24 protein-coding genes are annotated in these 21,486 nt (G+C 55.5%); 6 read left to right on the plus strand and 18 right to left on the minus strand.

Annotated features, from left to right (window positions below):
* Positions 1 to 50 precede the first annotated feature (50 nt).
* Positions 51 to 2,192: a phosphate acetyltransferase gene (gene pta / locus ACOTXR_RS08805; RefSeq protein WP_023330971.1), complete on the plus strand. Its 2,142-nt coding sequence runs from the start codon at positions 51 to 53 to the stop codon at positions 2,190 to 2,192.
* A 114-nt stretch (positions 2,193 to 2,306) separates the two neighbouring features.
* Here the strand turns inward: pta and ACOTXR_RS08810 are convergent, their stop codons facing one another.
* The 5 genes from ACOTXR_RS08810 to ACOTXR_RS08830 form a co-directional block, all read right to left on the minus strand.
* On the minus strand, positions 2,307 to 3,260 hold the full coding sequence (locus tag ACOTXR_RS08810; RefSeq protein ID WP_058691111.1) for a transketolase family protein: 954 nt from the start codon (positions 3,258 to 3,260) through the stop codon (positions 2,307 to 2,309).
* Positions 3,253 to 4,083 carry a transketolase gene (locus ACOTXR_RS08815; protein ID WP_421767018.1) on the minus strand — a complete coding sequence of 277 codons (831 nt, stop codon included), beginning with the start codon at positions 4,081 to 4,083 and terminating at the stop codon, positions 3,253 to 3,255. Before ACOTXR_RS08815 ends, ACOTXR_RS08810 begins: the two co-directional genes overlap by 8 nt.
* A complete protein-coding gene (locus ACOTXR_RS08820; RefSeq protein ID WP_014884647.1) occupies positions 4,080 to 5,471 on the minus strand; it encodes a PTS ascorbate transporter subunit IIC in 1,392 nt (463 codons plus the stop codon). Before ACOTXR_RS08820 ends, ACOTXR_RS08815 begins: the two co-directional genes overlap by 4 nt.
* 21 nt (positions 5,472 to 5,492) lie before the next feature.
* Positions 5,493 to 5,765 carry a PTS sugar transporter subunit IIB gene (locus ACOTXR_RS08825; protein WP_014884648.1) on the minus strand — a complete coding sequence of 91 codons (273 nt, stop codon included), beginning with the start codon at positions 5,763 to 5,765 and terminating at the stop codon, positions 5,493 to 5,495.
* Positions 5,766 to 5,844: 79 nt separating this feature from the next.
* Positions 5,845 to 6,288 (minus strand): PTS sugar transporter subunit IIA, encoded by a 444-nt coding sequence (locus ACOTXR_RS08830; RefSeq protein ID WP_014884649.1) that lies wholly within the window; start codon positions 6,286 to 6,288, stop codon positions 5,845 to 5,847.
* 233 nt (positions 6,289 to 6,521) lie between these two features.
* Between ACOTXR_RS08830 and ACOTXR_RS08835 the strand changes: the two genes are divergently transcribed.
* A complete protein-coding gene (locus ACOTXR_RS08835; RefSeq protein WP_014884650.1) occupies positions 6,522 to 7,541 on the plus strand; it encodes a LacI family DNA-binding transcriptional regulator in 1,020 nt (339 codons plus the stop codon).
* Positions 7,542 to 7,544: 3 nt separating this feature from the next.
* Here ACOTXR_RS08835 and yfcD read toward each other — a convergent pair whose 3' ends face one another.
* The 3 genes from yfcD to yfcF are packed head-to-tail and all read right to left on the minus strand — an operon-like array spanning position 7,545 to position 9,419.
* On the minus strand, positions 7,545 to 8,111 hold the full coding sequence (gene yfcD, locus ACOTXR_RS08840; protein WP_006811396.1) for an NUDIX hydrolase YfcD: 567 nt from the start codon (positions 8,109 to 8,111) through the stop codon (positions 7,545 to 7,547).
* A 55-nt stretch (positions 8,112 to 8,166) separates the two neighbouring features.
* Positions 8,167 to 8,718: a phosphodiesterase gene (gene yfcE / locus ACOTXR_RS08845; RefSeq protein WP_058691112.1), complete on the minus strand. Its 552-nt coding sequence runs from the start codon at positions 8,716 to 8,718 to the stop codon at positions 8,167 to 8,169.
* A 56-nt stretch (positions 8,719 to 8,774) separates the two neighbouring features.
* On the minus strand, positions 8,775 to 9,419 hold the full coding sequence (yfcF, locus tag ACOTXR_RS08850) for a glutathione transferase (RefSeq protein ID WP_032635979.1): 645 nt from the start codon (positions 9,417 to 9,419) through the stop codon (positions 8,775 to 8,777).
* Between the two features lie 141 nt (positions 9,420 to 9,560).
* Here yfcF and yfcG point away from each other — a divergent pair, with 141 nt between their 5' ends.
* The 4 genes from yfcG (at position 9,561) to ACOTXR_RS08870 (ending at position 12,095) form a co-directional block, all read left to right on the plus strand.
* A complete protein-coding gene (gene yfcG / locus ACOTXR_RS08855) occupies positions 9,561 to 10,190 on the plus strand; it encodes a GSH-dependent disulfide bond oxidoreductase (RefSeq protein ID WP_058691113.1) in 630 nt (209 codons plus the stop codon).
* 75 nt (positions 10,191 to 10,265) lie between these two features.
* The gene (gene folX / locus ACOTXR_RS08860) at positions 10,266 to 10,634 is read left to right on the plus strand and encodes a dihydroneopterin triphosphate 2'-epimerase (protein ID WP_023330977.1); all 369 of its coding nucleotides are present in this window, start codon (positions 10,266 to 10,268) and stop codon (positions 10,632 to 10,634) included.
* A gap of 13 nt (positions 10,635 to 10,647) precedes the next feature.
* Positions 10,648 to 11,541, plus strand: a complete 894-nt coding sequence (locus tag ACOTXR_RS08865) for a TIGR01777 family oxidoreductase (protein ID WP_023330978.1) — start codon at positions 10,648 to 10,650, stop codon at positions 11,539 to 11,541.
* Between the two features lie 44 nt (positions 11,542 to 11,585).
* Positions 11,586 to 12,095, plus strand: coding sequence for a GNAT family N-acetyltransferase (locus tag ACOTXR_RS08870; RefSeq protein ID WP_023330979.1), 510 nt, complete (start codon positions 11,586 to 11,588; stop codon positions 12,093 to 12,095).
* Between the two features lie 122 nt (positions 12,096 to 12,217).
* Here the strand turns inward: ACOTXR_RS08870 and hisP are convergent, their stop codons facing one another.
* From hisP to folC, 10 genes are all read right to left on the minus strand, one after another.
* The gene (hisP, locus tag ACOTXR_RS08875) at positions 12,218 to 12,991 is read right to left on the minus strand and encodes a histidine ABC transporter ATP-binding protein HisP (RefSeq protein WP_014884660.1); all 774 of its coding nucleotides are present in this window, start codon (positions 12,989 to 12,991) and stop codon (positions 12,218 to 12,220) included.
* Between the two features lie 8 nt (positions 12,992 to 12,999).
* Positions 13,000 to 13,716 carry an ABC transporter permease gene (locus tag ACOTXR_RS08880; RefSeq protein ID WP_008502590.1) on the minus strand — a complete coding sequence of 239 codons (717 nt, stop codon included), beginning with the start codon at positions 13,714 to 13,716 and terminating at the stop codon, positions 13,000 to 13,002.
* The gene (locus tag ACOTXR_RS08885) at positions 13,713 to 14,399 is read right to left on the minus strand and encodes a histidine ABC transporter permease HisQ (protein ID WP_014884661.1); all 687 of its coding nucleotides are present in this window, start codon (positions 14,397 to 14,399) and stop codon (positions 13,713 to 13,715) included. Before ACOTXR_RS08885 ends, ACOTXR_RS08880 begins: the two co-directional genes overlap by 4 nt.
* A gap of 88 nt (positions 14,400 to 14,487) precedes the next feature.
* Complete coding sequence (gene hisJ / locus ACOTXR_RS08890; RefSeq protein ID WP_008502592.1) at positions 14,488 to 15,270, minus strand: histidine ABC transporter substrate-binding protein HisJ; 783 nt, start codon at positions 15,268 to 15,270, stop codon at positions 14,488 to 14,490.
* A 226-nt stretch (positions 15,271 to 15,496) separates the two neighbouring features.
* The gene (gene argT / locus ACOTXR_RS08895) at positions 15,497 to 16,279 is read right to left on the minus strand and encodes a lysine/arginine/ornithine ABC transporter substrate-binding protein ArgT (RefSeq protein WP_014884662.1); all 783 of its coding nucleotides are present in this window, start codon (positions 16,277 to 16,279) and stop codon (positions 15,497 to 15,499) included.
* Between the two features lie 290 nt (positions 16,280 to 16,569).
* Positions 16,570 to 17,139 carry a UbiX family flavin prenyltransferase gene (locus ACOTXR_RS08900; RefSeq protein WP_014884663.1) on the minus strand — a complete coding sequence of 190 codons (570 nt, stop codon included), beginning with the start codon at positions 17,137 to 17,139 and terminating at the stop codon, positions 16,570 to 16,572.
* Between the two features lie 89 nt (positions 17,140 to 17,228).
* Positions 17,229 to 18,746 (minus strand): amidophosphoribosyltransferase, encoded by a 1,518-nt coding sequence (gene purF / locus ACOTXR_RS08905; RefSeq protein ID WP_014884664.1) that lies wholly within the window; start codon positions 18,744 to 18,746, stop codon positions 17,229 to 17,231.
* Between the two features lie 33 nt (positions 18,747 to 18,779).
* Positions 18,780 to 19,268, minus strand: coding sequence for a colicin V production protein (gene cvpA / locus ACOTXR_RS08910; RefSeq protein ID WP_000262116.1), 489 nt, complete (start codon positions 19,266 to 19,268; stop codon positions 18,780 to 18,782).
* Between the two features lie 219 nt (positions 19,269 to 19,487).
* Entirely contained in the window at positions 19,488 to 20,174 is a 687-nt protein-coding gene (dedD, locus tag ACOTXR_RS08915) for a cell division protein DedD (RefSeq protein WP_014884665.1), read from the minus strand.
* Positions 20,164 to 21,432, minus strand: coding sequence for a bifunctional tetrahydrofolate synthase/dihydrofolate synthase (gene folC / locus ACOTXR_RS08920; protein WP_058691114.1), 1,269 nt, complete (start codon positions 21,430 to 21,432; stop codon positions 20,164 to 20,166). Before folC ends, dedD begins: the two co-directional genes overlap by 11 nt.
* Between the last annotated feature and the right edge of the window lie 54 nt (positions 21,433 to 21,486).

The raw sequence follows: 21,486 nt of genomic DNA on the forward strand, positions 1-21,486 counted from the left end.
TGCTGTTTTGTAACCCGCCCCGTGTCGGCGGTAACGAAAGAGGATAAACCGTGTCCCGTACTATTATGCTGATCCCTACCGGAACCAGCGTCGGCCTGACCAGCGTCAGCCTTGGCGTAATCCGTGCTATGGAACGTAAAGGCGTTCGTCTGAGCGTCTTTAAGCCAATCGCCCAGCCTCGTGCCGGTGGCGATGCGCCTGACCAGACCACCACCATCGTTCGCAAAAACTCCAATCTGCCTGCGGCTGAACCGCTGAAGATGAGTCACGTTGAGTCGCTGCTCTCCAGCAATCAAAAAGACGTTTTGATGGAAGAGATCATCGCCAACTACCATGCAAATGCGCAGGACGCAGAAGTGGTGCTGGTTGAAGGTCTGGTCCCGACGCGCAAACACCAGTTTGCTCAGTCTCTGAACTTTGAAATCGCGAAAACCCTGAACGCAGAGATCGTTTTCGTCATGTCCCAGGGCACTGATACCCCGGAACAGCTGAACGAGCGTATCGAACTGACACGCAGCAGCTTCGGCGGCACGAAAAACACCAACATCACCGGCGTGATCGTGAACAAACTGAACGCCCCGGTTGACGATCAGGGCCGTACTCGCCCAGACCTGTCTGAGATCTTCGACGACTCTTCCAAAGCGAAGGTCGTCAAAGTTGATCCGGCGAAACTGCAGGATTCCAGCCCGCTGCCTGTTCTCGGCGCGGTACCCTGGAGCTTCGATCTGATTGCCACCCGTGCAATCGATATGGCGCGTCACCTGAACGCGACCATCGTTAACGAAGGCGATATCAATACCCGCCGCGTGAAGTCCGTGACCTTCTGTGCGCGTAGCATTCCGCACATGCTGGAACACTTCCGCGCAGGTTCCCTGCTGGTAACGTCTGCCGATCGTCCTGACGTGCTGGTTGCAGCGTGTCTGGCGGCGATGAACGGCGTAGAGATCGGTGCCATCCTGCTGACCGGCGCTTACGAGATGGACCCACGCGTGAGCAAGCTGTGCGAACGCGCGTTTGCCACTGGCCTGCCGGTCTTCATGGTGAATACCAACACCTGGCAGACCTCCCTGAGCCTGCAGAGCTTCAACCTGGAAGTGCCGGTTGATGACCACGAGCGTATCGAGAAAGTTCAGGAATACGTTGCAGGTTACATCAACGCAGACTGGATCGAATCCCTGACCGCGACCTCCGAGCGCAGCCGCCGTCTGTCTCCTCCTGCATTCCGTTACCAGCTGACCGAGCTGGCGCGTAAAGCGGGCAAACGTGTTGTTCTGCCAGAAGGTGACGAGCCACGTACCGTTAAAGCGGCGGCTATCTGTGCAGAGCGCGGCATCGCGACCTGTGTGCTGCTGGGTAACCCGGATGAGATCAACCGCGTTGCGGCGTCTCAGGGCGTTGAGCTGGGTGCGGGCATCGAAATCGTTGACCCTGAAGTGGTTCGTGAAAGCTACGTTGCCCGTCTGGTTGAACTGCGTAAGAGCAAGGGCATGACCGAAGCCGTTGCGCGCGAGCAGCTGGAAGACAACGTGGTGCTGGGTACGCTGATGCTGGAGCAGGACGAAGTTGACGGTCTGGTTTCCGGTGCAGTTCACACCACCGCAAACACCATCCGTCCACCGCTGCAGCTGATCAAAACCGCACCGGGCAGCTCTCTGGTCTCCTCCGTGTTCTTCATGCTGCTGCCTGAACAGGTTTATGTTTACGGCGACTGCGCGATCAACCCGGATCCAACCGCAGAGCAGCTGGCTGAGATCGCTATTCAGTCCGCAGATTCCGCGACTGCCTTCGGCATCGAGCCGCGCGTTGCGATGCTCTCCTACTCCACCGGTACTTCTGGTGCAGGTAGCGACGTAGAGAAAGTGCGTGAAGCGACCCGTATTGCTCAGGAAAAACGTCCGGATCTGATGATCGACGGTCCGCTGCAGTACGACGCCGCCGTGATGGCTGACGTGGCAAAATCCAAAGCGCCGAACTCTCCGGTTGCAGGTCGCGCTACCGTGTTCATCTTCCCGGATCTGAACACCGGTAACACCACCTATAAAGCGGTACAGCGTTCAGCAGACCTGATCTCCATCGGGCCAATGCTGCAGGGTATGCGCAAACCTGTGAACGACCTGTCCCGTGGTGCGCTGGTTGACGATATCGTCTATACCATCGCGCTGACGGCGATCCAGTCTTCACAGCAGCAGTAATTGTAAGGTCTTGCCGGATGGCGCTTCGCTTATCCGGCCTACAGGACCGTAGGCCCGGTAAGCGCTAGCGCCACCGGGCAACAAAAAGGCGACCACAAAGGGTCGCCTTTTTTATTACAGCAGCTCTCGCGCCGCCGACACGATGTCATGTGCCGTCAGGCCGTACACCTTCTGCAGGAAGTCCTGCGTCCCCACCTGACCGTAACGCTCTTTCACCCCCACGCGTCGCATTGGCACCGGGCAGGTTTCCACCAGCACTTCCGCCACCGCCGAGCCAAGGCCGTTGTGAATGCTGTGGTTTTCACAGGTCACGATGCGCCCGGTTTTCTCAGCGTAGTTTTTCACCAGCATACGGTCGATGGGCTTCAGGGTGAACATATCAATAACCGCTGCACTGACCCCCTCCTGCTCCAGCTGACGCGCCGCCTCCAGCGCTTCCGCTACCATAATGCCATTGGCGATAAGCGTAATATCGCTTCCCTCACGCAGCACGTTGCCTTTGCCGATGGTGAAGGTTGAGCCCGGCGCATACACGCTCGGCGCCTGCTTACGGATGGTGCGTACCCAGTAGAAGCCCTCCAGATCGATAAGCTGGCGCAGCACATCGTCAAACATCACCGCGTCGGTCACCTCCAGCACCACCGAGTGCGCCAGACCGCGCACGATGCCCATATCCTCGAACGACATATGCGTCCCACCGTTGTGACAGGCCGTCACGCCAGCATCCGAGGCTATCACCTTCACGTTGTTACGCTGATAGTCCAGGGACATAAACAGCTGGTCGAAGCAGCGTCGGCTGGCAAACGCGGTGAACGTATGCACGAACGGTTTGCGACCGGTGAGCGACAGCCCGGCAGCTGTACCGATCACGTTGGCCTCCATGATGCCGCAGTTAATCACGTGCTGCGGATAATCGCGCGCCACGCCGTCCATCGCCATCGAACTCATCAGGTCCGCTTCCAGGGCGATAATCTCGCTTCCGGCCTCAATCTGCTTTGCCACGAAGCCCGCGTAGACCTTGCGCATCTCAACGGCGTCTTTCTGTCCTGCCGGTGCAACCTTAATCATATGAAGCCTCCAGTTGGCGAATCGTCTCGTTGAGGGCCGCTTTGCTCTCCGCGGTCAATCGCAGGTGGTGCGAATTGCTGAGCTGTTCGAGATACGGCACCCCCTGCCCTTTAATGCTGTCGAGGATCACCACCTGCGGGCGGGCGTCTTTCGCCGGCACGCGCGACGTCACGTCCAGCAGCGCCGGAATGTCGTCTCCCTTCACGGTCACCACGTCAAAACCAAAGGCACGGAATTTCCCTTCGAGGTCAAACGCGCAAATGATTTCATCCAGTTCTCCATCCAGTTGCTGTTTGTTCCAGTCGACGAATACCGTCAGATTGTTCAGACGATGGTGGGCAATAAACTGGAAGGCTTCCCAGCACTGTCCCTCGTTCAGCTCACCATCACCGACAATGCAGAAAACCCGATTCGGTCGCCCCGCGAGCTTGTGCGATAGCGCCATCCCGCCGGCAATGGAAATCCCCTGCCCCAGCGAACCGGTGGTCGCATCCACGCCGCGTGTTTTCAGGCGATCCGGATGGCTCGGCAGGCGCGTACCGTTCTGGTTCAGGGTGCTCAGTTCCTCCACCGGGAAGTAGCCCTTGATCGCCAGCGTGCTGTACAGCGCCGGGCCCGCATGGCCCTTTGACAGGACAAAATAATCTCGCTCTGGCCAGTCCGGATCTGCCGGGTCGATTTTCATCACCGCGCCGTACAGCACGGCCAACGTTTCGACCACCGACATGCTGCCGCCGTAGTGTCCAAATCCGAGCTGCGTCAGCGATTTCAGCGTCTCAAGGCGAATCTGGCGCGCCAGCTCGGTTATCTCATTCTCATTCATGATTTGGCTCCGGTATTTTCCTGCGCGTTACCGCCCGCAGGTTTGTTTTTCGCAAACAGGTTGTAGGCCACCAGCAGCGCGAACAGCGCCACGACCAGCCCGGTGATGGCAAGCGGTGACAGGAAGCGCGCCAGGTTACCGAGCACAATCCCCACCGCGCCGAAATCGGCGTCCGAGAAGGTGGTGTTAGCAAAGCCAATCGCGCCCAGCACCGGCAGCAGCAGAACCGGCAGGAAGGTAATCAGCAGACCATTGGCGAAGGCGCCTATCATTGCCCCGCGACGTCCGCCGGTGGCATTACCGAACACGCCCGCCGTTGCACCGGTAAAGAAGTGCGGCACGACGCCCGGGAGGATCAGCACCCAGCTGAACTGCCCGCAGATGAACAGCCCGACAATCCCCCCGAGGAAGCTGAACAGAAAGCCAATCAGCACGGCATTTGGCGCATACGGGTAGACCACCGGGCAGTCCAGCGCGGGGCGTGCGTTCGGCACCAGTTTTTCAGAGAAGCCGGTAAAGGCCGGAACGATTTCCGCCAGAATCAGGCGCACGCCCTGCAGGATGATGAAAACGCCCGCCGCGAAGGTGATCGCCATGATAATGGCGTAAACCAGGTAGTTCTGACCGCCGCTGAAGGTGGCTTCGACGTACTCCCGCCCGGCGCTCACCGCCATGATCAGGTAGATAATCATCATCGTCAGGGAGATAGAGATCGAACTGTCGCGCAGGAAGCTCAGGTTCTTCGGCAGGTTCATCTCTTCGGTTGAACGAGAGCCTTTGCCGACTTTGCTGCCAATCCAGCCAGACAGCACGTAGCCCAGGGTGCCAAAGTGGCCGAAGGCGATCTCATCGTTGCCGGTGATGCGCTTCATGTAACGCTGCGCAATGGCCGGGAAGAAAGCCATAATCAGGCCGAGGATCAGCGATCCGGTAAAGACCAGCCCTACCCCCTCAAAGCCCGCCACGGTGAGAATGACGCCAATCATGCACGCCATGTAAAACGTGTGGTGCCCGGTCAGGAAGATGTACTTCAGACGGGTAAAGCGCGCGACGATAATATTCGCCACCATCCCAAACGCCATTATCAGCGCGGTAGAGGCACCGTATTTTTCCAGCGCAATCGAAACAATCGCTTCATTATTGGGAATGATGCCCTGAATATTAAAGGCGTGCTCGAACATACCCCCCAATGGATTTAATGACCCCACCAGTACCGTGGCGCCACCGCCCAGCACAATAAAACCAAGAATCGTTTTAATGGTTCCCTTCACCACATCTGAAAACGCTTTTTTCTGCGCAACCAGACCGATCAAGGCAATTAATCCGACCAACACCGAAGGGACTTTTAAAATATCAACAACGAAATTCAGCGTTTCAAGGATAAACATATCCACCTCGCCTTATCAGGATTATTGTCTTTCGAACCAGGCGCGCAGTTGCGCTTCAAGTTCGTTGATATCAATGATGTTATTGATCACCACCAGTTGGCTTTCCGGTACGCTGGCGCTGGCGGCAATATCTTTTGCCATCACGAACAGGTCAGCCGCGCCCGGCGTGGCGGAGGAGAGATCGGAGTGTTCAACCTCGGCGTCTATTTCCAGCTTTTTGAGCACCTTTTTAATGTTCATTTCGACCATAAAACTGCTGCCCAGGCCAGACCCACAAATAGCCATGATTTTCATTGTTGTCCCCTTTTATGAGTAGAGCACGCCCCATCACGCTGGCGCGTAATGTTGTGAATAATCGGATTAAAGAATTAAATCAGAAGCGGTCAATAATGGTTTTAATGTCCTCCAGGGTATTCGCCTGATGTAATTTTTCCATATCTTCGTCGCTGGAAAATAACTCTGCCAGCGATGAGATCATCTCGATATGGCTATGTTTGTCCGGTGCCGCGAGCATAATAATGACATCGACAGGGTCAAACTCCCCGGCACCAAAAGAGACACCCTGTTTTAGTTTTAGTAATGACAACCCCAGTCCTTTGGCGCCTTCTTCCGGCCGCGCATGCGGCATGGCCAGCCCTGGTGCCAGCACATAATACGGTCCTAAAGCATGGTGCTGCTGAATGATTGCCGTCACGTATTCCGGTTCAATCACCTGCAGCTCCAGTAACGGTTTCGCGCATATCTCCAGCGCCTGAGGCCAGCTTTCAACGCTCTCCTGAAGCGTGATGGTTGTATCATATATCCACTTTTTGAGCACTTTTCACTCCGTCGTCACGCCAAAGATGAGCAAACTTTATTCAACCCATCAATCCTTGACTGCGATCCCTGTCACAAAGATAGCGCTACCAACTATTAACATGCAGAAGTGTGATAGCGCTATCAAAATGCCATCATCGTGTGAAATCACAGCAAAAAAAGGGATTTAAGGCGTATACTGCCTGTCACCTGGAGTGAAGGAAATAAGAACGCGTCTGGTCAGCAGGAAGGTGTATGTCTTTAACCCGAAAACGGCGCAGTACCGGAAAAGTCACGCTCGCGGATGTCGCACAGCTTGCCGGAGTTGGCACGATGACCGTCTCCCGTGCGCTCCGCACGCCGGAACAGGTTTCCGATAAACTGCGTGAAAAAATTGAAGCTGCGGTGCAGGAACTGGGTTATATGCCCAATCTCGCCGCCAGCGCACTGGCATCCGCGTCGTCATGGACGATCGCAATGGTTGTTCCTAATCTTTCCGAAGCTGGGTGTTCAGAGATGTTTGCCGGGCTACAGCAGGTGCTTCAGCCTGCCGGATACCAAATCATGCTGGCCGAGTCTCAGCATCGTCTTGAACAGGAGGAAAAGCTGCTGGAAACGCTGCTGGCGTCAAATATTGCCGCCGCGATACTGCTCAGCGTGGAGCATACCGACACCGTTCGCCACTGGCTGAAAAATGCCTCCATCCCGGTGATGGAGATGGGTGCTATGCGCGCCGACCCGATTGATATGAATATCGGGATTGATAACGTGGCGGCCATGTATGAGCTAACAGAAATGGTTATTAAGCGCGGCTACCAGAATATCGGCCTGCTGTGCGCCAACCAGGAACAGTGGATTTTTCAACAGCATTTACAGGGCTGGTACAAAGCGATGCTGCGCCATCATCTGTCGCCGAACCGGGTAATTAACGCCGCCATGCCGCCGAGCTTCTCGACCGGTGCGGCGCAGCTGCCTGAGTTTCTGCTGGCGTGGCCGGAGCTGGATGCGCTGGTATGCGTTTCAGACGAACTGGCCTGTGGTGCGCTATATGAGTGTCAGCGTCGGCGAATCAAAGTGCCGGACGATCTTGCCGTCGTGGGCTTTGGGGATAGCGACGTCAGCCGCGTCTGTCAGCCGCCGCTGACGACCATGGCGGTACCGCATCGAAAGATTGGAATTGAGGCCGGGAAAGCGTTACTGGAACGTCTGAATGATGGAGACTGGCGCGACCATAAACCTATCGCGTCCAGCCTGTGTCTGCGGGAAAGCTGTTAAGGCTTATTCAGCCTCTTCCTCTTTTTCCGCTTTATTTTCCGGCTTAGCGGATTCGTTTTTGGCGTTGCGGGTCATCCACAGCGCCAGTGCTTTTAACGAATCCGGCGTGAACTCGTCGCAACGCGCGGTAATCTCTTCCGGCGTCATCCAGCAGACTTCGCTCACTTCTTCTTCCTGCAGGGCGAAAGGCCCGTGGGAAACGCAGCTAAACAGTCCGCCCCAGACGCGGCAATGCTCGTCTTCGAAATAGAACTGCCCGTGTTCAGCAAATGGCACACCGGCAATCCCTAACTCTTCTTCCGCTTCACGACGCGCGGAATCCAGCAGCACTTCATCGGCCTGCACGACACCACCCGCTGTGGCATCCAGCATACCTGGCAGAAAATCTTTCGTGTCCGTGCGACGCTGAACCAGAATCTTGCCCATGCCGTCATGCACAACAATGTAGGTTGCACGGTGACGCAGACGCTCAGCACGCATTTGTTCGCGGCTGGCCTGCGCGATCACTTCATTTTCTTCGCTGACAATGTCAACCCATTCAGTACTTGCCAAATGATTCTGCTCCACCATCGGGAAACCTTCTCGTCTAAGCGCTCTTTCGGCGCGTTTGCAGTTGAGGTGTAACTTACGGATTAATCGCTACCTGCGCAATAACTTGCTGATCATTAAGTGCGATTACGCTCAGGGTATTTCCATCCAGCATGCCATAGCTCGCAGGATATCCGCCTTTGGGTATGCTGACCGACCCCGGGTTAACGTGATAAATTTCACCGCGTTTTTCAGCCACCGGAATATGAGTATGACCGTAAACCAGGACATCGCCAGCCGCGAGTGCCGGGAGGTTATCCGGGCCGAAAAGGTGCCCATGGGTCAGGAACAGGCGGCTGTTTTCCAGCAGTACCTGTTGCCACGGAGCGGTAAGGGGAAAGTGCAGTAGCATCTGGTCGACTTCGCTGTCGCAGTTACCGCGCACGGCAATAATGCGCGAGGCAAACAGATTGAGCTTCTCCGCGACCTGCGCAGGGGCATAGCCTTCCGGCAGCGCATTGCGCGGGCCATGGTTTAACACATCCCCCAGAATCACCAGCCATTGCGCGCCGCTTTGCGCAAACAGAGAAAGCACGCGCTCGGTCACGGGCAGCGATCCATGGATATCCGACGCAAACATCAATTTCATTCGTCTCTCCCTCGGAAAACTCACTGCCCTTATCATACCTGAAGCGTCAGGTCTTATCAGCCCGCGCGCTTAGCGGAGAGTGCCACATAGCGCTGCACAGAGGCGCGCTGCCACTGGAACGCTGCATAATCCACCAGCAGCTGAGGGACTTCATCGCCGTTGAGGATCAGGCGGTTCAGCATCAGCGCCAGGTCGGTATCGGCAATGCACCATTCACCAAACAGGTTCGGATTGCCGTGCGCGAGAAGCGACGTGGCCGTTTCAATCAGCTTTTGGGCGCTGTTCGTGCCTTCCGCGCTCAAAGCTGGCTTTTTCACCCCGGCAAACACGACATCCGTCGAGCGCTCTACACGAATCGGCACCAGGTCGCTACGTAGCCACGCCTGGATCTGCCGCGCACGGGCGCGTTTTTGCAGATCGTGAGGATAGATCCGTTCCCACTCGGGCGGCGCAAAACGATCTTCCAGGTATTCATCGATCGCTGATGATTCGCTCAGCGCAAAGCCGTCAACCTCCAGCACCGGCACGCGTCGGGTGAGATCGTAACCCTGCCACTGCGGTTTGAGATGTTCCCCGCCGTCGAGATCAACGGTCTTCAGCGTAAAAGTAAGCCCTTTTTCAGCCAGCGCAACGTACACGCTCATGACATAGGGGGAAAAGAAATTCGCATCGGACCACAACGTGATTAGGGGCTGGTTCATAACATCCTCATCGGCTGATCGGTTTTTTACTCAACATATAATCTCTTTGCCCCGCTGTCACTTGATGAAAACTCACGATTTACAACAATTACCTATACTCAGTTGTCGTGGCACTACTATTCGCATGGACAGGAGTTGAGAATGATTGACCTTTATTACGCCCCTACCCCAAACGGCCATAAGATCACCCTCTTTCTCGAAGAAGCCGAACTGGATTACAGAATCATTCGCGTGGATATCAGCAAAGGTGAACAGTTCAGTCCTCTCTTTCTTGCTATCTCGCCGAACAATAAAATTCCGGCCATTATTGACAATCAGCCGGCCGACGGAGGAAGACCGTTGAGCCTGTTTGAATCCGGCGAAATTTTGCTCTATCTGGCGGAGAAAACCGGCAAACTCCTGAGCGGGGAGCTGCGTGAACGTCACCATACCTTGCAATGGCTCTTCTGGCAGACGAGCGGACTTGGGCCCATGCTGGGACAGAATCACCATTTTACCGCTTACGCCCCGCAGCCCATCCCTTATGCGATAGAACGCTATCAGGTGGAGACGCAACGTCTGTATGGCGTGCTAAACCAGCGGCTGGAAAAAACGCCGTGGCTTGGGGGAGATCATTACAGCATTGCCGATATCGCCTGCTGGCCGTGGGTGAATACCCATGAAAAACACCGGATTGATCTCGCGTCCTACCCGGCGGTGAACAACTGGTTTGAACGTATCCGTACCCGCCCGGCCACCGAACGCGCACTGCAAAAAATCCAGCAGATTTAACCTTATAGGAGGCTGTGTGCCTGCAAGCCTCTCATGTATTATGGGCGGCAATTACTGACACGGAGAAGACCTGCAATGTCACAGCCAGACGCTATTATTCGTATAAAAAATTTACGCTTGCGTACCTTCATCGGTATCAAAGAGGAAGAGATTGCCAACCGTCAGGATATTGTCATTAATGTGGTTATTCACTATCCCGCCGACAAAGCGCGGGCCAGCGAAGACATCAATGACGCGCTGAACTATCGCACGATAACCAAAAACATCATTCAGTACGTGGAGAACAACCGCTTCTCTCTGCTGGAGAAATTAACTCAGGATGTGCTCGATATCGCACGCGATCATCACTGGGTCACTTATGCTGAAGTAGAGATCGATAAACTTCACGCCCTGCGCTACGCCGACTCCGTCTCTATGACGTTAAGCTGGCGACGCCAGGGATAAACCTGGAGGTTGTATGAAGATTTTGCTGACCGGCGGTACGGGCCTGATTGGTCGCCATCTCATTGCGCGTCTTCAGGCGCTGCATCATGACATCACCGTGGTGACGCGCAGCCCGGAAAAAGCGCGTCAGGTGCTGGGCGCAGGCGTCGACATCTGGAAAGGGCTGGCTGAGCAGCAAAATCTGGACGGCTTTGATGCCGTCATCAACCTCGCGGGTGAACCCATTGCCGATAAGCGCTGGACCGAAGAGCAGAAACAGCGGCTCTGCAGCAGCCGCTGGAACATCACCGAGAAGCTGGTTGAGCTGATTCGCAACAGCCACACGCCGCCGTCGGTGCTGATTTCGGGCTCAGCGACGGGCTATTACGGCGATCTTGGCGAAGTGGTGGTGACCGAGGAAGAGCCGCCCCACAACGAATTTACCCATAAACTCTGTGCCCAGTGGGAACGCATCGCCTGTGCGGCGCAAAGCGATCGTACCCGCGTCTGCCTGCTACGTACCGGTGTGGTACTGGCGCCGAACGGCGGTATTTTGGGCAAAATGCTCCCGCCTTTTAAGCTGGGACTCGGTGGACCCATTGGCAACGGCCGTCAGTATCTGGCGTGGATCCATATCGACGATATGGTCAACGGCATTCTCTGGCTGCTGGATAACGATCTGCGCGGACCGTTTAATATGGTCGCGCCATATCCGGTGCGTAATGAACAGTTTGCTCACGCTCTGGGGCACGCCCTGCATCGCCCGGCGATATTGCGCGTACCTGCCACGGTGATTCGCCTGATGATGGGTGAAGCGTCCGTGCTGGTTTTAGGCGGACAACGGGCGCTCCCCAAACGGCTGGAAGCGGCGGGGTTCGCGTTCCGCTGGTATGACTTAGAAGAGGCGCTGGGGGATGTGGTGCGGTGAATATGTTACAGTTGTACGCCATGTTCCGATGAAATGGCGTAACAATGGCAACCATCACCACTCCCCGGCTTCATCTCACCCCTTTCGAACCCACCGACTGGGCCTTCTTCCGCTCGCTGCGTGAAAACCGCGACATCATGCGCTATATGTCCGCCATCGCGCCGGAAAAAGAGACCCGACGCGTGTTTGCCGCGCGCCTGATGGCCGAGCATGTTTTCGTGATCCGTTTTCGGGATGAGGAGACCCCGCTTGGCGATATTGGCCTGCAAATCAGCCCGGCGAATCATGAAGAGGCAGATATCGGCTATACGGTTGTGCCTGCTGCGCAGGGGAAAGGTATTGCCAGCGAGGCGCTGCGCGCGGTGTGTGATTACGCCTTTAACCAGACCGGCGTGAAGGCCATTAACGCGTTTGTGCTGGCGGATAACGGCGGGTCAGTGCGCGTGCTGGAGAAAGCCGGGTTTGTGCGTACGCAGGTACTGGAAAAGGCATATGAAATTAATGGGGTGCGGTATGACGACTGGGTCTATCGGCTGGAGTGTGGTGCGGTCTGAATGCCGGGCGGCACTACGGTTTTTGTAGGCCCGGTAAGCGAAGCGCCACCGGGCGATTGGGCTGTACTGCGGTCTGATGCCCTCACCCCAACCCTCTCCCACGGGGAGAGGGAAAACCCCCGTTATTTCAGGGAGCCTTTCAGGAACTGCTGCAGACGCGGGCTTTGCGGATTCGCTAAGACGTCGTCCGGGTGGCCCTGCTCTTCAATTTTGCCCTGATGCAGGAAGATGACGTGGTTAGAAACGTTACGGGCAAAGCCCATCTCGTGCGTCACCACCACCATCGTTTTGCCCTCTTCGGCCAGCTTCTGCATGATGCGCAGCACTTCGCCAACGAGTTCAGGATCCAGCGCTGAAGTCGGTTCATCGAACAGCAGCACTTCGGGTTCCATCGCCAGCGCGCGGGCGATGGAGACACGTTGCTGCTGACCGCCGGAGAGGTGCACCGGGTATTTCATCTGCTGACGCTCGTCGATACCCACTTTCGCCAGGTATTTCACCGCGCGCTCGCGGGCTTCCTGTTTGCTCAGGCCCAGCACCTGAATCGGCGCTTCCATCACGTTCTCCAGCACCGTCATATGGCTCCAGAGGTTGAAGTGCTGGAACACCATGGTCAGACGCGTGCGCAGCAGGCGCAGCTGATTCTTATCCGCCACCTTCAGTTGGCCGTCTTTATCGCGTATCAGATTAATATTCTGCCCGCTCACCACAATCGAGCCTTCACTCGGTTTTTCGAGGAAGTTAATGCAGCGCAGGAAGGTACTTTTACCCGAGCCGGATGAGCCGATGATACTGATTACGTCGCCTGCATTCGCCTGCAGCGACACCCCTTTCAGCACTTCATGTTCGCCGTAGCGTTTGTGCAAATCAATAACGTTTAATTTGTTCTCAGCCATCATCTTTCTCAGTGCGTCGAAGAAGGTTTTATATGCTGCAACCAGCGTTTTTCAGCCTTGCGGAACAGGCTAATCAAGACATAAGAGATAATTAAATAGAGCACCGCCGCAATGCCAAACGCGGTAAACGGCTGATAGGTCGCGGAGTTAATATCGCGCGCGATTTTGAGCAGATCCGGCACCGTCGCGGTAAAGGCAAGCGCAGTGGAGTGCAGCATAAGAATCACTTCGTTGCTGTACGCAGGCAACGCAATACGCAGCGCCGATGGCAGAATAATGCAGCGATAAAGTTTTACCGACGAAAAACCATACGCCCGCGCCGCTTCAATCTCACCATAAGGCACGGAACGAATAGCCCCGGCGAAGATCTCGGTGGTATAGGCACAGGTGTTGAGCGTCAACGCCAGCACCGTACAGTTCAGGCCGCTACGGAAGAACGCATTCAGCATTTCCGTGCCTTTTACGATTTCCAGCGTGTACATGCCTGAATAGAAGACCAGCAGCTGCACGTACAGCGGCGTACCGCGGAAGACGTAGGTAAACAGCCAGATGGGGAACTGAATAAATTTATTGTTCGACACGCGGCCAATGGCGAGAAACACCGCCAGAATGCCGCCCATCACCACGGACGAAATCAGCAGCCACAGCGTGATCGCCACGCCGGTAAAGCGATAGCCATCCGTCCACAGCAGGGATTTCCAGTATTCCTGAATAATCTCAATCACAGGTCAGCCCTCTTCACACCCACGGAGTAGCGACGCTCAAGCAGAAGCAGCACACCATTGGAGACGGTCGTAAAGACCAGATAGATCACGCCACAGACCACCGCAAAGTAGAAGGGCTCCCAGGTGCTTTTACCCGCCAGCTGAGTGGCTTTGACCACATCTTCCAGACCGAGCAAAGAGACCAGCGCCGTCGCTTTGAGGATAACCTGCCAGTTGTTACCAATGCCCGGCAGCGCATAGCGCATCATGGCCGGGAACATGATCCGGCGAAACGTTTGTGAAGAGGTAAAACCAAATGCGGTTGCCGCCTCAATGTGACCTTTCGGCACGGCCATATAAGCACCGCGGAAGGTTTCGGTGAAGTAGGCACCGTAGATAAAACCGAGGGTAATAATACCGGCCACCATCGGGTCGATATCAATTTGTCCCAGTCCCATCGCATCCGTTACGCTGTTTAACGCAATCTGCAGACCATAAAAGATGAGCAGCATCAGCACCAGATCGGGTACGCCGCGAATGAGCGTGGTATAGCCTTCAAAAATGAGCGCCAGCGGTTTGTTAGCCGAAAGCTTCGCCCCTGCGCCCGCCAGACCTATCAGCACCGCCAGCACCACGGAGCTGATAGCCAGCTCAAGGGTGACAAGCGCGCCCTGTAAAATGACGCCAGAAAATCCGTACAGCATACCGCGAGCCCTGTCGTATCGTGAGTGGTGAAACCGTGTCTTTTCCCCTCCCGCATCGGGAGGGGCCGCACGTTATTTGACGGAGCGATTAGCCGCCGTACACATTGAAATCAAAGTACTTTTTCGCCAGCTTGTCATAGGTACCGTCAGCGCGCATTTCCGCAAACGCTTTGTTCAGCGCTTCGCGCAGTTCGTTGTCTTCTTTGCGCAGGCCCATACCGGTACCCACACCGAACAACTTCACATCCTTAATGGACGGACCGCCGAACTTGTAATCTTTGCCCACCGGCGTTTTCAGGAAGCCTTCGCTTGCCGCGACTTCATCCTGGAATGCCGCATCAATACGGCCGGCCGTCAGGTCTGCGTAAATATTTTCCTGGCCCTGATAGGAGACAATTTCGATCCCCTTCGGCGCCCAGTGTTCGTTACCGTAGGTTTCCTGGGTGGTGCCCTGCAGCACACCCACGCGTTTGCCCTTCAGCGACTCAAGCGTTGGCTGAATATCAGAAGACTTCGCCACCACCAGACGTGAATCGGCCGCGTAGAGTTTGTCGGTGAAGGCAATCTCCTGCTGGCGTTTTTCAGTGATGGAGAGCGAGGACATAATTACGTCGATTTTTTTTGCTTTCAGGGATGGGATCAGCGCGTCCAGCGGGTTCTCAACGTAGGTACATTGCGCTTTGATGCGTTTGCACAGCTCATTGGCCAGATCGATGTCAAAACCCACCAGCTCACCCTTTGAATTCTTCGATTCAAACGGCGCATAGGTTGGATCGGTACCAATACGGATTTTCTGCGGAATGGCTGCGAATGCCGCGGTGGCGCTGGAAAAGGCCAGCACCAGAGATAGTGACAACACGAGTTTTTTCATATTTGTCCTCAACAAACTGTCTTCATACGGGATTTTTACGACGACGGGGTGGTGCTAATGTGCCATTAATCCCCACCTTCAGGCAAAGATTAATGCCTTCGGGCCGGGATATTTTGCATTATAAATGCGTAAGTATGCACAAAGCGATCCAATATAGTGCATTTAACGCACCATACTGGATCACCCCTTCGCCTGATGCCTCTTTTCAGTGCATCACCGTCAGGTCTCAGTCACCGTAGACGTTGAAGTCGAAGTATTTCTTCGCCAGTTTGTCGTAAGTACCGTCTTTACGCAGCTCTGTAAACGCTTTGTCAAAGGCGGCTTTCAGCTCGGTATCATCCTTACGCAGGCCAATACCGGTGCCGTCACCAAAGTATTTTTTGTCTTTCACGGACGGGCCTGCAAAAGCGTAGTCTTTCCCGGCTGGCTGCTTCAGGAAGCCTTCGCTCGCGGCGACTTCATCCTGGAATGCGGCATCCAGACGGCCCGCCGAAAGGTCAGAGTAAATCAGATCCTGATTCTGATAGGCAACCACGTCGACACCCTTCTCGCGCCAGTTGGCATTGGCATAACCTTCCTGCGTTGACCCCTGGAGCACGCCAACATGCTTGCCTTTCAGCGAGTCGATGGTCGGCTGGATCGGGGAGCCTTTAGCAGCAATCAGACGTGAATCAGCGGCGTAGAGCTTGTCAGAGAAGGCAATCTCCTGCTGACGTTTTTCGGTGATAGAGAGAGAAGAGATAATGGCGTCGATTTTCTTGGCTTTCAGCGACGGAATTAATGCGTCAAAGTCGCTGCCCACCCATGTGCATTTTACCTGCATGCGTTTGCACATTTCATTTCCCAGATCGATATCAAACCCCACGAAATCGCCTTTCGCATCCTTGGAAGAGAATGGCGCGTAGGTTGCGTCTGTACCGATACGAACCGTCTGTGGAAGCGCCGCATAGCTACCTGCCGCCGCACTTAACCCCACCAGCAAAGACAGAGCCAGAACCGTCTTCTTCATACATTTACCCTCAAGTACCGTGATTTTATTATGTATTGTGTTGTGTGTTGTGTTGCAGGCTTCTCTTGCAGGTCTTATGCCACATTGCCGTCTGGTCAAAACTTCGACGTTAAATATGTTAATAAAACGTTGCGATATTGCCTTAATGGTGAAAGATAGCAGGTCTGCCGAACGAACCGGAGAGAGAAAAAGGGAAAAAACGAATTAAATGTCGAGGATATGATCGCCGTTGCATAATTGCCCTGAAACAGGGCAACGTCTCTTTTCATGCACAGCATGTGTGCACAGAATCAGGCTCCCTGCCAGCGGGTGAAGAGATCTTCCGGCAGGTCGATATCAAACTGATCCAGCACGCGGTTGACGGTCTGGTTGATCACATCATCCAGCGACTGCGGGCGATGATAAAACGCCGGTACCGGCGGCATGATCACGGCGCCCAGCTCGGCGGCCTGGGTCATCAGGCGCAAATGCCCCAGATGTAGCGGCGTTTCCCGCACGCAAAGCACCAGCGGGCGACGTTCCTTCAGCACGACATCCGCCGCGCGCGTCACCAGCGTGTCGGTATAGCTGTTCACAATGCCGGAGAGCGTTTTAATTGAACAGGGCAGGATCACCATGCCAGCGGTTTTAAACGAGCCTGAGGAGATGCTGGCGGCTATATCGCGCGCGTCGTGCACGACGTCGGCCAGTGCCTGAACATCACGCAGGGAGAGATCGGTTTCAAGGGAGAGGGTTTGTCGCGCCGCCTGGCTCATCACCAGATGGGTTTCGACTTCCGCTACGTCGCGCAAAACCTGCAGCAGACGTACGCCGTAAATAGCGCCACTGGCACCGCTGAGCCCAACAATGAGTCGTTTCATGATTTTCTCCCTTACTGATTTCAGGGCAGACTGTGCAGGATTTCGCGGGGAGTTGCAAGTGAGGGCGAGCGCCCTCACCTGCAGAGAGATCAACCTTCGTTGTGCATCTCTAAACTTTCGAGATCGTTTTGCAGCTGAACGGCTTTCGCATCGTCGTTGCGCAGCGAATCAAGATAGTCAAGGTACTGCTGGTCGACGTCTTTGGTCACATAGACGCCGTTAAACACGGAGCATTCGAACTGCTGAATCTCCGGGTTCTCGGCGCGCACCGCGTCGATAAGATCGTTCAGATCCTGGAAAATCAGGCCATCGGCGCCGATAATCTGACGAATTTCGTCCACTTCGCGACCGTGCGCAATCAGCTCATTGGCGGTTGGCATATCGATGCCGTACACGTTCGGGAAGCGAATTTCCGGTGCGGCAGACGCCAGATACACTTTCTTCGCCCCCGCTTCGCGCGCCATCTCGATAATCTGCTCAGAGGTGGTACCACGCACGATGGAGTCATCCACCAGCAGAACGTTCTTATCACGGAATTCGGCGCGGTTGGCGTTCAGTTTACGACGTACAGACTTACGGCGCAGGTGCTGGCCCGGCATGATGAAGGTGCGGCCAACGTAGCGGTTCTTCACGAAGCCCTGACGGTAAGGTTTATCCAGAATACGGGCAATTTCCAGAGCGATATCGCAGGAGGTTTCCGGGATAGGAATAACCACGTCGATGTCGAGATCGTCCCATTCGCGAGCAATCTTCTCGCCGAGCTTCGTGCCCATATTTACGCGCGCGCTGTAGACGGAAATCTTGTCGATGAAGGAGTCCGGGCGGGCGAAATAGACGTATTCAAACAGGCACGGGTTGCTGACCGGGTTGTCGGCACACTGACGGGTAAACAGCTGGCCCTTCTCGGTGATATACACCGCTTCGCCCGGCGCAACGTCACGCAGGAATTCGAAGCCCAGGGTATCCAGCGCCACGCTCTCAGAGGCAACCATATATTCGGTACGGCCATCGCCAAGGTCGCGCTTGCCCAGCACCAGCGGACGAATGCCGTTTGGATCGCGGAAGGCAACCATACCGTGACCGATAATCATCGCCACGCAGGCGTATGCACCGCGGATCTGGCGGTTGGTCGCAGCAATAGCAGCAAAGATATTGTCTGCTTCCAGCGGGTAGTGACGGAAGTTATCCAGCTCGCTGGCGAACACGTTGAGCAGGATTTCAGAATCAGAGGTGGTGTTAATGTGGCGACGTTTCTCTTCGAACAGCTTTTTACGCAGCTCATGGGCGTTGGTCAGGTTGCCGTTATGGGCAAGGGTGATGCCATACGGTGAGTTGACGTAGAAAGGCTGTGCCTCAGAGGCGCTGGAACTGCCAGCAGTAGGATAACGAACGTGACCGATCCCCATATTACCTTGCAGACGCTGCATATGGCGGGCTTCAAACACATCGTTTACCAGGCCATTCGCCTTACGTAAACGGAAGCAGTTGTTTGCATCAATGGTGATGATACCCGCAGCATCCTGCCCACGGTGCTGAAGCACCGTTAACGCGTCATAAATCGACTGGTTTACCGGCATGAAACCGGCGATACCGACAATACCGCACATTCGTCTTTTCCTCGTTAAGCCACATCTCAGGGTTTATGCCCTGGGCAAAAAACTCGACGAGCTTTGCAGATAGTCAAAGAACCATCTGATGATGAAGCTGAACTCAGGAATGAGCTGCGATTTCTGCCAGTCTTCACTTTTGGAGAACCCGGTGAAGGTATCCAGGAAGAACAGGATGGCGGCCACAATCAGCACACCTCGCAACGCCCCGAAACAGATCCCGAGTACCCTGTCCGTTCCTGACAGACCGGTTTTCTCGACCAGTTGACCTATCACGTAATTGACGATAGCACCAACAATCAGCGTCGCGATAAACAGCACCGCGATGGCGATTCCATTTCGGACCAGTTCATCTTCAAAGCCCGTGAACCAGACAGACAGGTAAGTGTAGTAATGACTGGCAACAAAGAAAGCACAACCCCAAGTCACCAGCGATAACGCTTCACGAACAAAGCCACGGATCAGGCTAACCAGACAGGAAAAACCAATCACCGCAATGATGGCGTAATCAATCCAGACCATATGTGTCCCACGATTTAACGCCCTGTCATCCAGTTCGGGGCGAATTCTAACAGAAAAAGAAAACGTTTGCGTAGGGATTTCCTTCCCGCGCGTAAATAAAAAAGGCGCTGAAAAAATAATCAACGCCACGGTCCTTTTGACATCTCTGTGGACGTCTTCTCCCCCTCACCCAGGCCCTCTCCCTTGAGGGGCGAGGGTTAGGGTGAGGGGGAGATCTTATCAGTTCGCGCTATAGTTCATCACCACACCGCTCAGACCGGAGATCTGCTTCAGCTCACCCAGCGAGCCTTTCAGCTTATCTTTAGACGCTTCCGGCCCCACCAGGATACGGGTAATTTTACCCTGCACCGGCGTGGAAGGTGAAGTGTAAACACGATAGCCCGCGCTGCGCAGTTTACCCACGACCTCGTTAACTTTATCGGCATTTTTCAACGCGCCCAGTTGCACAACATAGGCTTTGCCGGTCGGGGCTGCGTCTTGCTTCGCTGGCGGAGGGGTTTCTGACGCTGCAGCCAGTTGCTCTGCCGCTTTATCACGCGGTGGCTTCGGCTGCGGTTTCTCTACCGGCTTCGGTTTTTCAACAGGCTTCGGCTTCTCTACCGGTACCGGATCAATCTCGATGTTGTTATTCGCCGCCAGACGCGACGGGTCGAGCGACGGCGCAGCGGCATCGCCCGCGCGAACTTCTTCAGCCGCCCCTTCCGGCGGCTGGGCAGGCAGCGCCTGTGTCGCCGCAGGCAGCATATCCGGTTCATCACGGTCGCCCGGTTTCGGCACCAGCGGAATGGCTGCAAACTCGTCCTGATAATGCTTTTTCTGCCCGTCGAGCAGCCCGGGAAGAATAATCACCCCGAGCGCGACCAGCACAATGGTTCCTGTTAAACGGTTCTGAAACTTACTCGCCACCGGTTCTCCCCGCGTCCATCACTTCCATGACATGTGCCACCGTGTGGAAAGAGCCACACACCAGCACGGTATCTTCTGGTTTAGCATCCGCCATCGCGGCATGCCAGGCCTGAGCCACGCTACTATAGATTGCGCCTTTGCCGAGATGTTCCATCAACTGCTCGGCCGTCGCACCACGCGGCCCCTCAAGAGGAGCACAATACCAGCTATCGACCACACTCTCCATGCAGGCCAGCGTGCCACCGATATCTTTATCATGAAGCATACCGATAACCGCCAGCACGCGCCCGGTTTTTGGTAACGATTTGAGACGTCCTGCGAGGTACGCCGCTGCGTGTGGGTTGTGCGCCACGTCCAGGATCAGGCGCGGTGACTCACTCACTATCTGAAAACGTCCCGGCAGCAGCGCATTCTGAATGCCGTCGCGGATCGCCTGATCGCTGACCGCTAATCCGCTGGCGCGCAAGGCCGCCAGCGCGGTTGCCGCGTTAGGCTGTGGCACCTGCGGCAGCGGCAGGTTGTCCAGCACTCCCTGCGCATCGCTAAAGCGCCAGCCGTTATCCTGAACCTGATATTGCCAGTCAACGCCACGGCGCAGCAACAGAGCGCCCTTCTCCTGGGCCACGTCAGCAATAGTGTGCGGCATATCCGGCTCACCGACCACGGCGGGTTTATTCGCCCGGAAAATACCGGCCTTCTCGCGACCAATGCTTTCACGATCCGGCCCCAGCCAGTCGATATGGTCCAGCGCGATACTGGTGACCACCGCCACGTCCGCATCCACCATATTGGTGGCATCAAGCCGCCCGCCAAGACCCACTTCCAGAATCACCACATCCAGCTGCGCCTGTTTGAACAGCCACAATGCCGAAAGCGTGCCGTACTCGAAATAGGTTAACGAGATATCACCTCGCGCGGCTTCGATTTCCGCGAACGACGCCGTATGCGCCGATTCCGGCAGCTCGCTGTTCTGCACGCGAACCCGCTCAGTGTAACGTACCAGGTGTGGTGAGCTGTAAACGCCTACCTTGTAACCCGCCGCCATCAGGACGGATTCCAGCGTACGGCAGGTAGTGCCTTTACCGTTGGTGCCTGCGACGGTGAAAACGAAAGGCGCAGGTTTCAGCACGCCCAGACGCGCGGCAACCTGGCTTACGCGCTCAAGCCCCATATCAATGGTTTTACTGTGCAGGTTTTCCAGATAAGAAAGCCACGCGGCCAGGGGCGACGTGGCTTGAGGAATGCTTTTATTTTCCATGATGCCCGGTTGTCATTAGCAGGTTATAAAGCAAAAGGGCAGCGCCATCTGGCC

This window comes from Enterobacter cloacae complex sp. IR53030 (genome assembly GCF_049238365.1).
In the GTDB taxonomy this organism is placed as follows: Bacteria; Pseudomonadota; Gammaproteobacteria; order Enterobacterales; family Enterobacteriaceae; genus Enterobacter; species Enterobacter kobei.

What these genes read in the sequence shown, in the direction of transcription:
- ACOTXR_RS08810 (WP_058691111.1), bottom strand. Translation starts at nt 3,260, where the DNA reads ATGATTAAGGTTGCACCGGCAGGACAGAAAGACGCCGTTGAGATGCGC.
- ACOTXR_RS08815 (WP_421767018.1), bottom strand. Translation starts at nt 4,083, where the DNA reads ATGAATGAGAATGAGATAACCGAGCTGGCGCGCCAGATTCGCCTTGAG.
- ACOTXR_RS08820 (WP_014884647.1), bottom strand. Translation starts at nt 5,471, where the DNA reads ATGTTTATCCTTGAAACGCTGAATTTCGTTGTTGATATTTTAAAAGTC.
- ACOTXR_RS08825 (WP_014884648.1), bottom strand. Translation starts at nt 5,765, where the DNA reads ATGAAAATCATGGCTATTTGTGGGTCTGGCCTGGGCAGCAGTTTTATG.
- ACOTXR_RS08835 (WP_014884650.1), top strand. Translation starts at nt 6,522, where the DNA reads ATGTCTTTAACCCGAAAACGGCGCAGTACCGGAAAAGTCACGCTCGCG.
- yfcD (WP_006811396.1), bottom strand. Translation starts at nt 8,111, where the DNA reads ATGGTGGAGCAGAATCATTTGGCAAGTACTGAATGGGTTGACATTGTC.
- yfcE (WP_058691112.1), bottom strand. Translation starts at nt 8,718, where the DNA reads ATGAAATTGATGTTTGCGTCGGATATCCATGGATCGCTGCCCGTGACC.
- yfcF (WP_032635979.1), bottom strand. Translation starts at nt 9,419, where the DNA reads ATGAACCAGCCCCTAATCACGTTGTGGTCCGATGCGAATTTCTTTTCC.
- yfcG (WP_058691113.1), top strand. Translation starts at nt 9,561, where the DNA reads ATGATTGACCTTTATTACGCCCCTACCCCAAACGGCCATAAGATCACC.
- folX (WP_023330977.1), top strand. Translation starts at nt 10,266, where the DNA reads ATGTCACAGCCAGACGCTATTATTCGTATAAAAAATTTACGCTTGCGT.
- ACOTXR_RS08865 (WP_023330978.1), top strand. Translation starts at nt 10,648, where the DNA reads ATGAAGATTTTGCTGACCGGCGGTACGGGCCTGATTGGTCGCCATCTC.
- ACOTXR_RS08870 (WP_023330979.1), top strand. Translation starts at nt 11,586, where the DNA reads ATGGCAACCATCACCACTCCCCGGCTTCATCTCACCCCTTTCGAACCC.
- hisP (WP_014884660.1), bottom strand. Translation starts at nt 12,991, where the DNA reads ATGGCTGAGAACAAATTAAACGTTATTGATTTGCACAAACGCTACGGC.
- ACOTXR_RS08885 (WP_014884661.1), bottom strand. Translation starts at nt 14,399, where the DNA reads ATGCTGTACGGATTTTCTGGCGTCATTTTACAGGGCGCGCTTGTCACC.
- hisJ (WP_008502592.1), bottom strand. Translation starts at nt 15,270, where the DNA reads ATGAAAAAACTCGTGTTGTCACTATCTCTGGTGCTGGCCTTTTCCAGC.
- argT (WP_014884662.1), bottom strand. Translation starts at nt 16,279, where the DNA reads ATGAAGAAGACGGTTCTGGCTCTGTCTTTGCTGGTGGGGTTAAGTGCG.
- ACOTXR_RS08900 (WP_014884663.1), bottom strand. Translation starts at nt 17,139, where the DNA reads ATGAAACGACTCATTGTTGGGCTCAGCGGTGCCAGTGGCGCTATTTAC.
- purF (WP_014884664.1), bottom strand. Translation starts at nt 18,746, where the DNA reads ATGTGCGGTATTGTCGGTATCGCCGGTTTCATGCCGGTAAACCAGTCG.
- cvpA (WP_000262116.1), bottom strand. Translation starts at nt 19,268, where the DNA reads ATGGTCTGGATTGATTACGCCATCATTGCGGTGATTGGTTTTTCCTGT.
- folC (WP_058691114.1), bottom strand. Translation starts at nt 21,432, where the DNA reads ATGGAAAATAAAAGCATTCCTCAAGCCACGTCGCCCCTGGCCGCGTGG.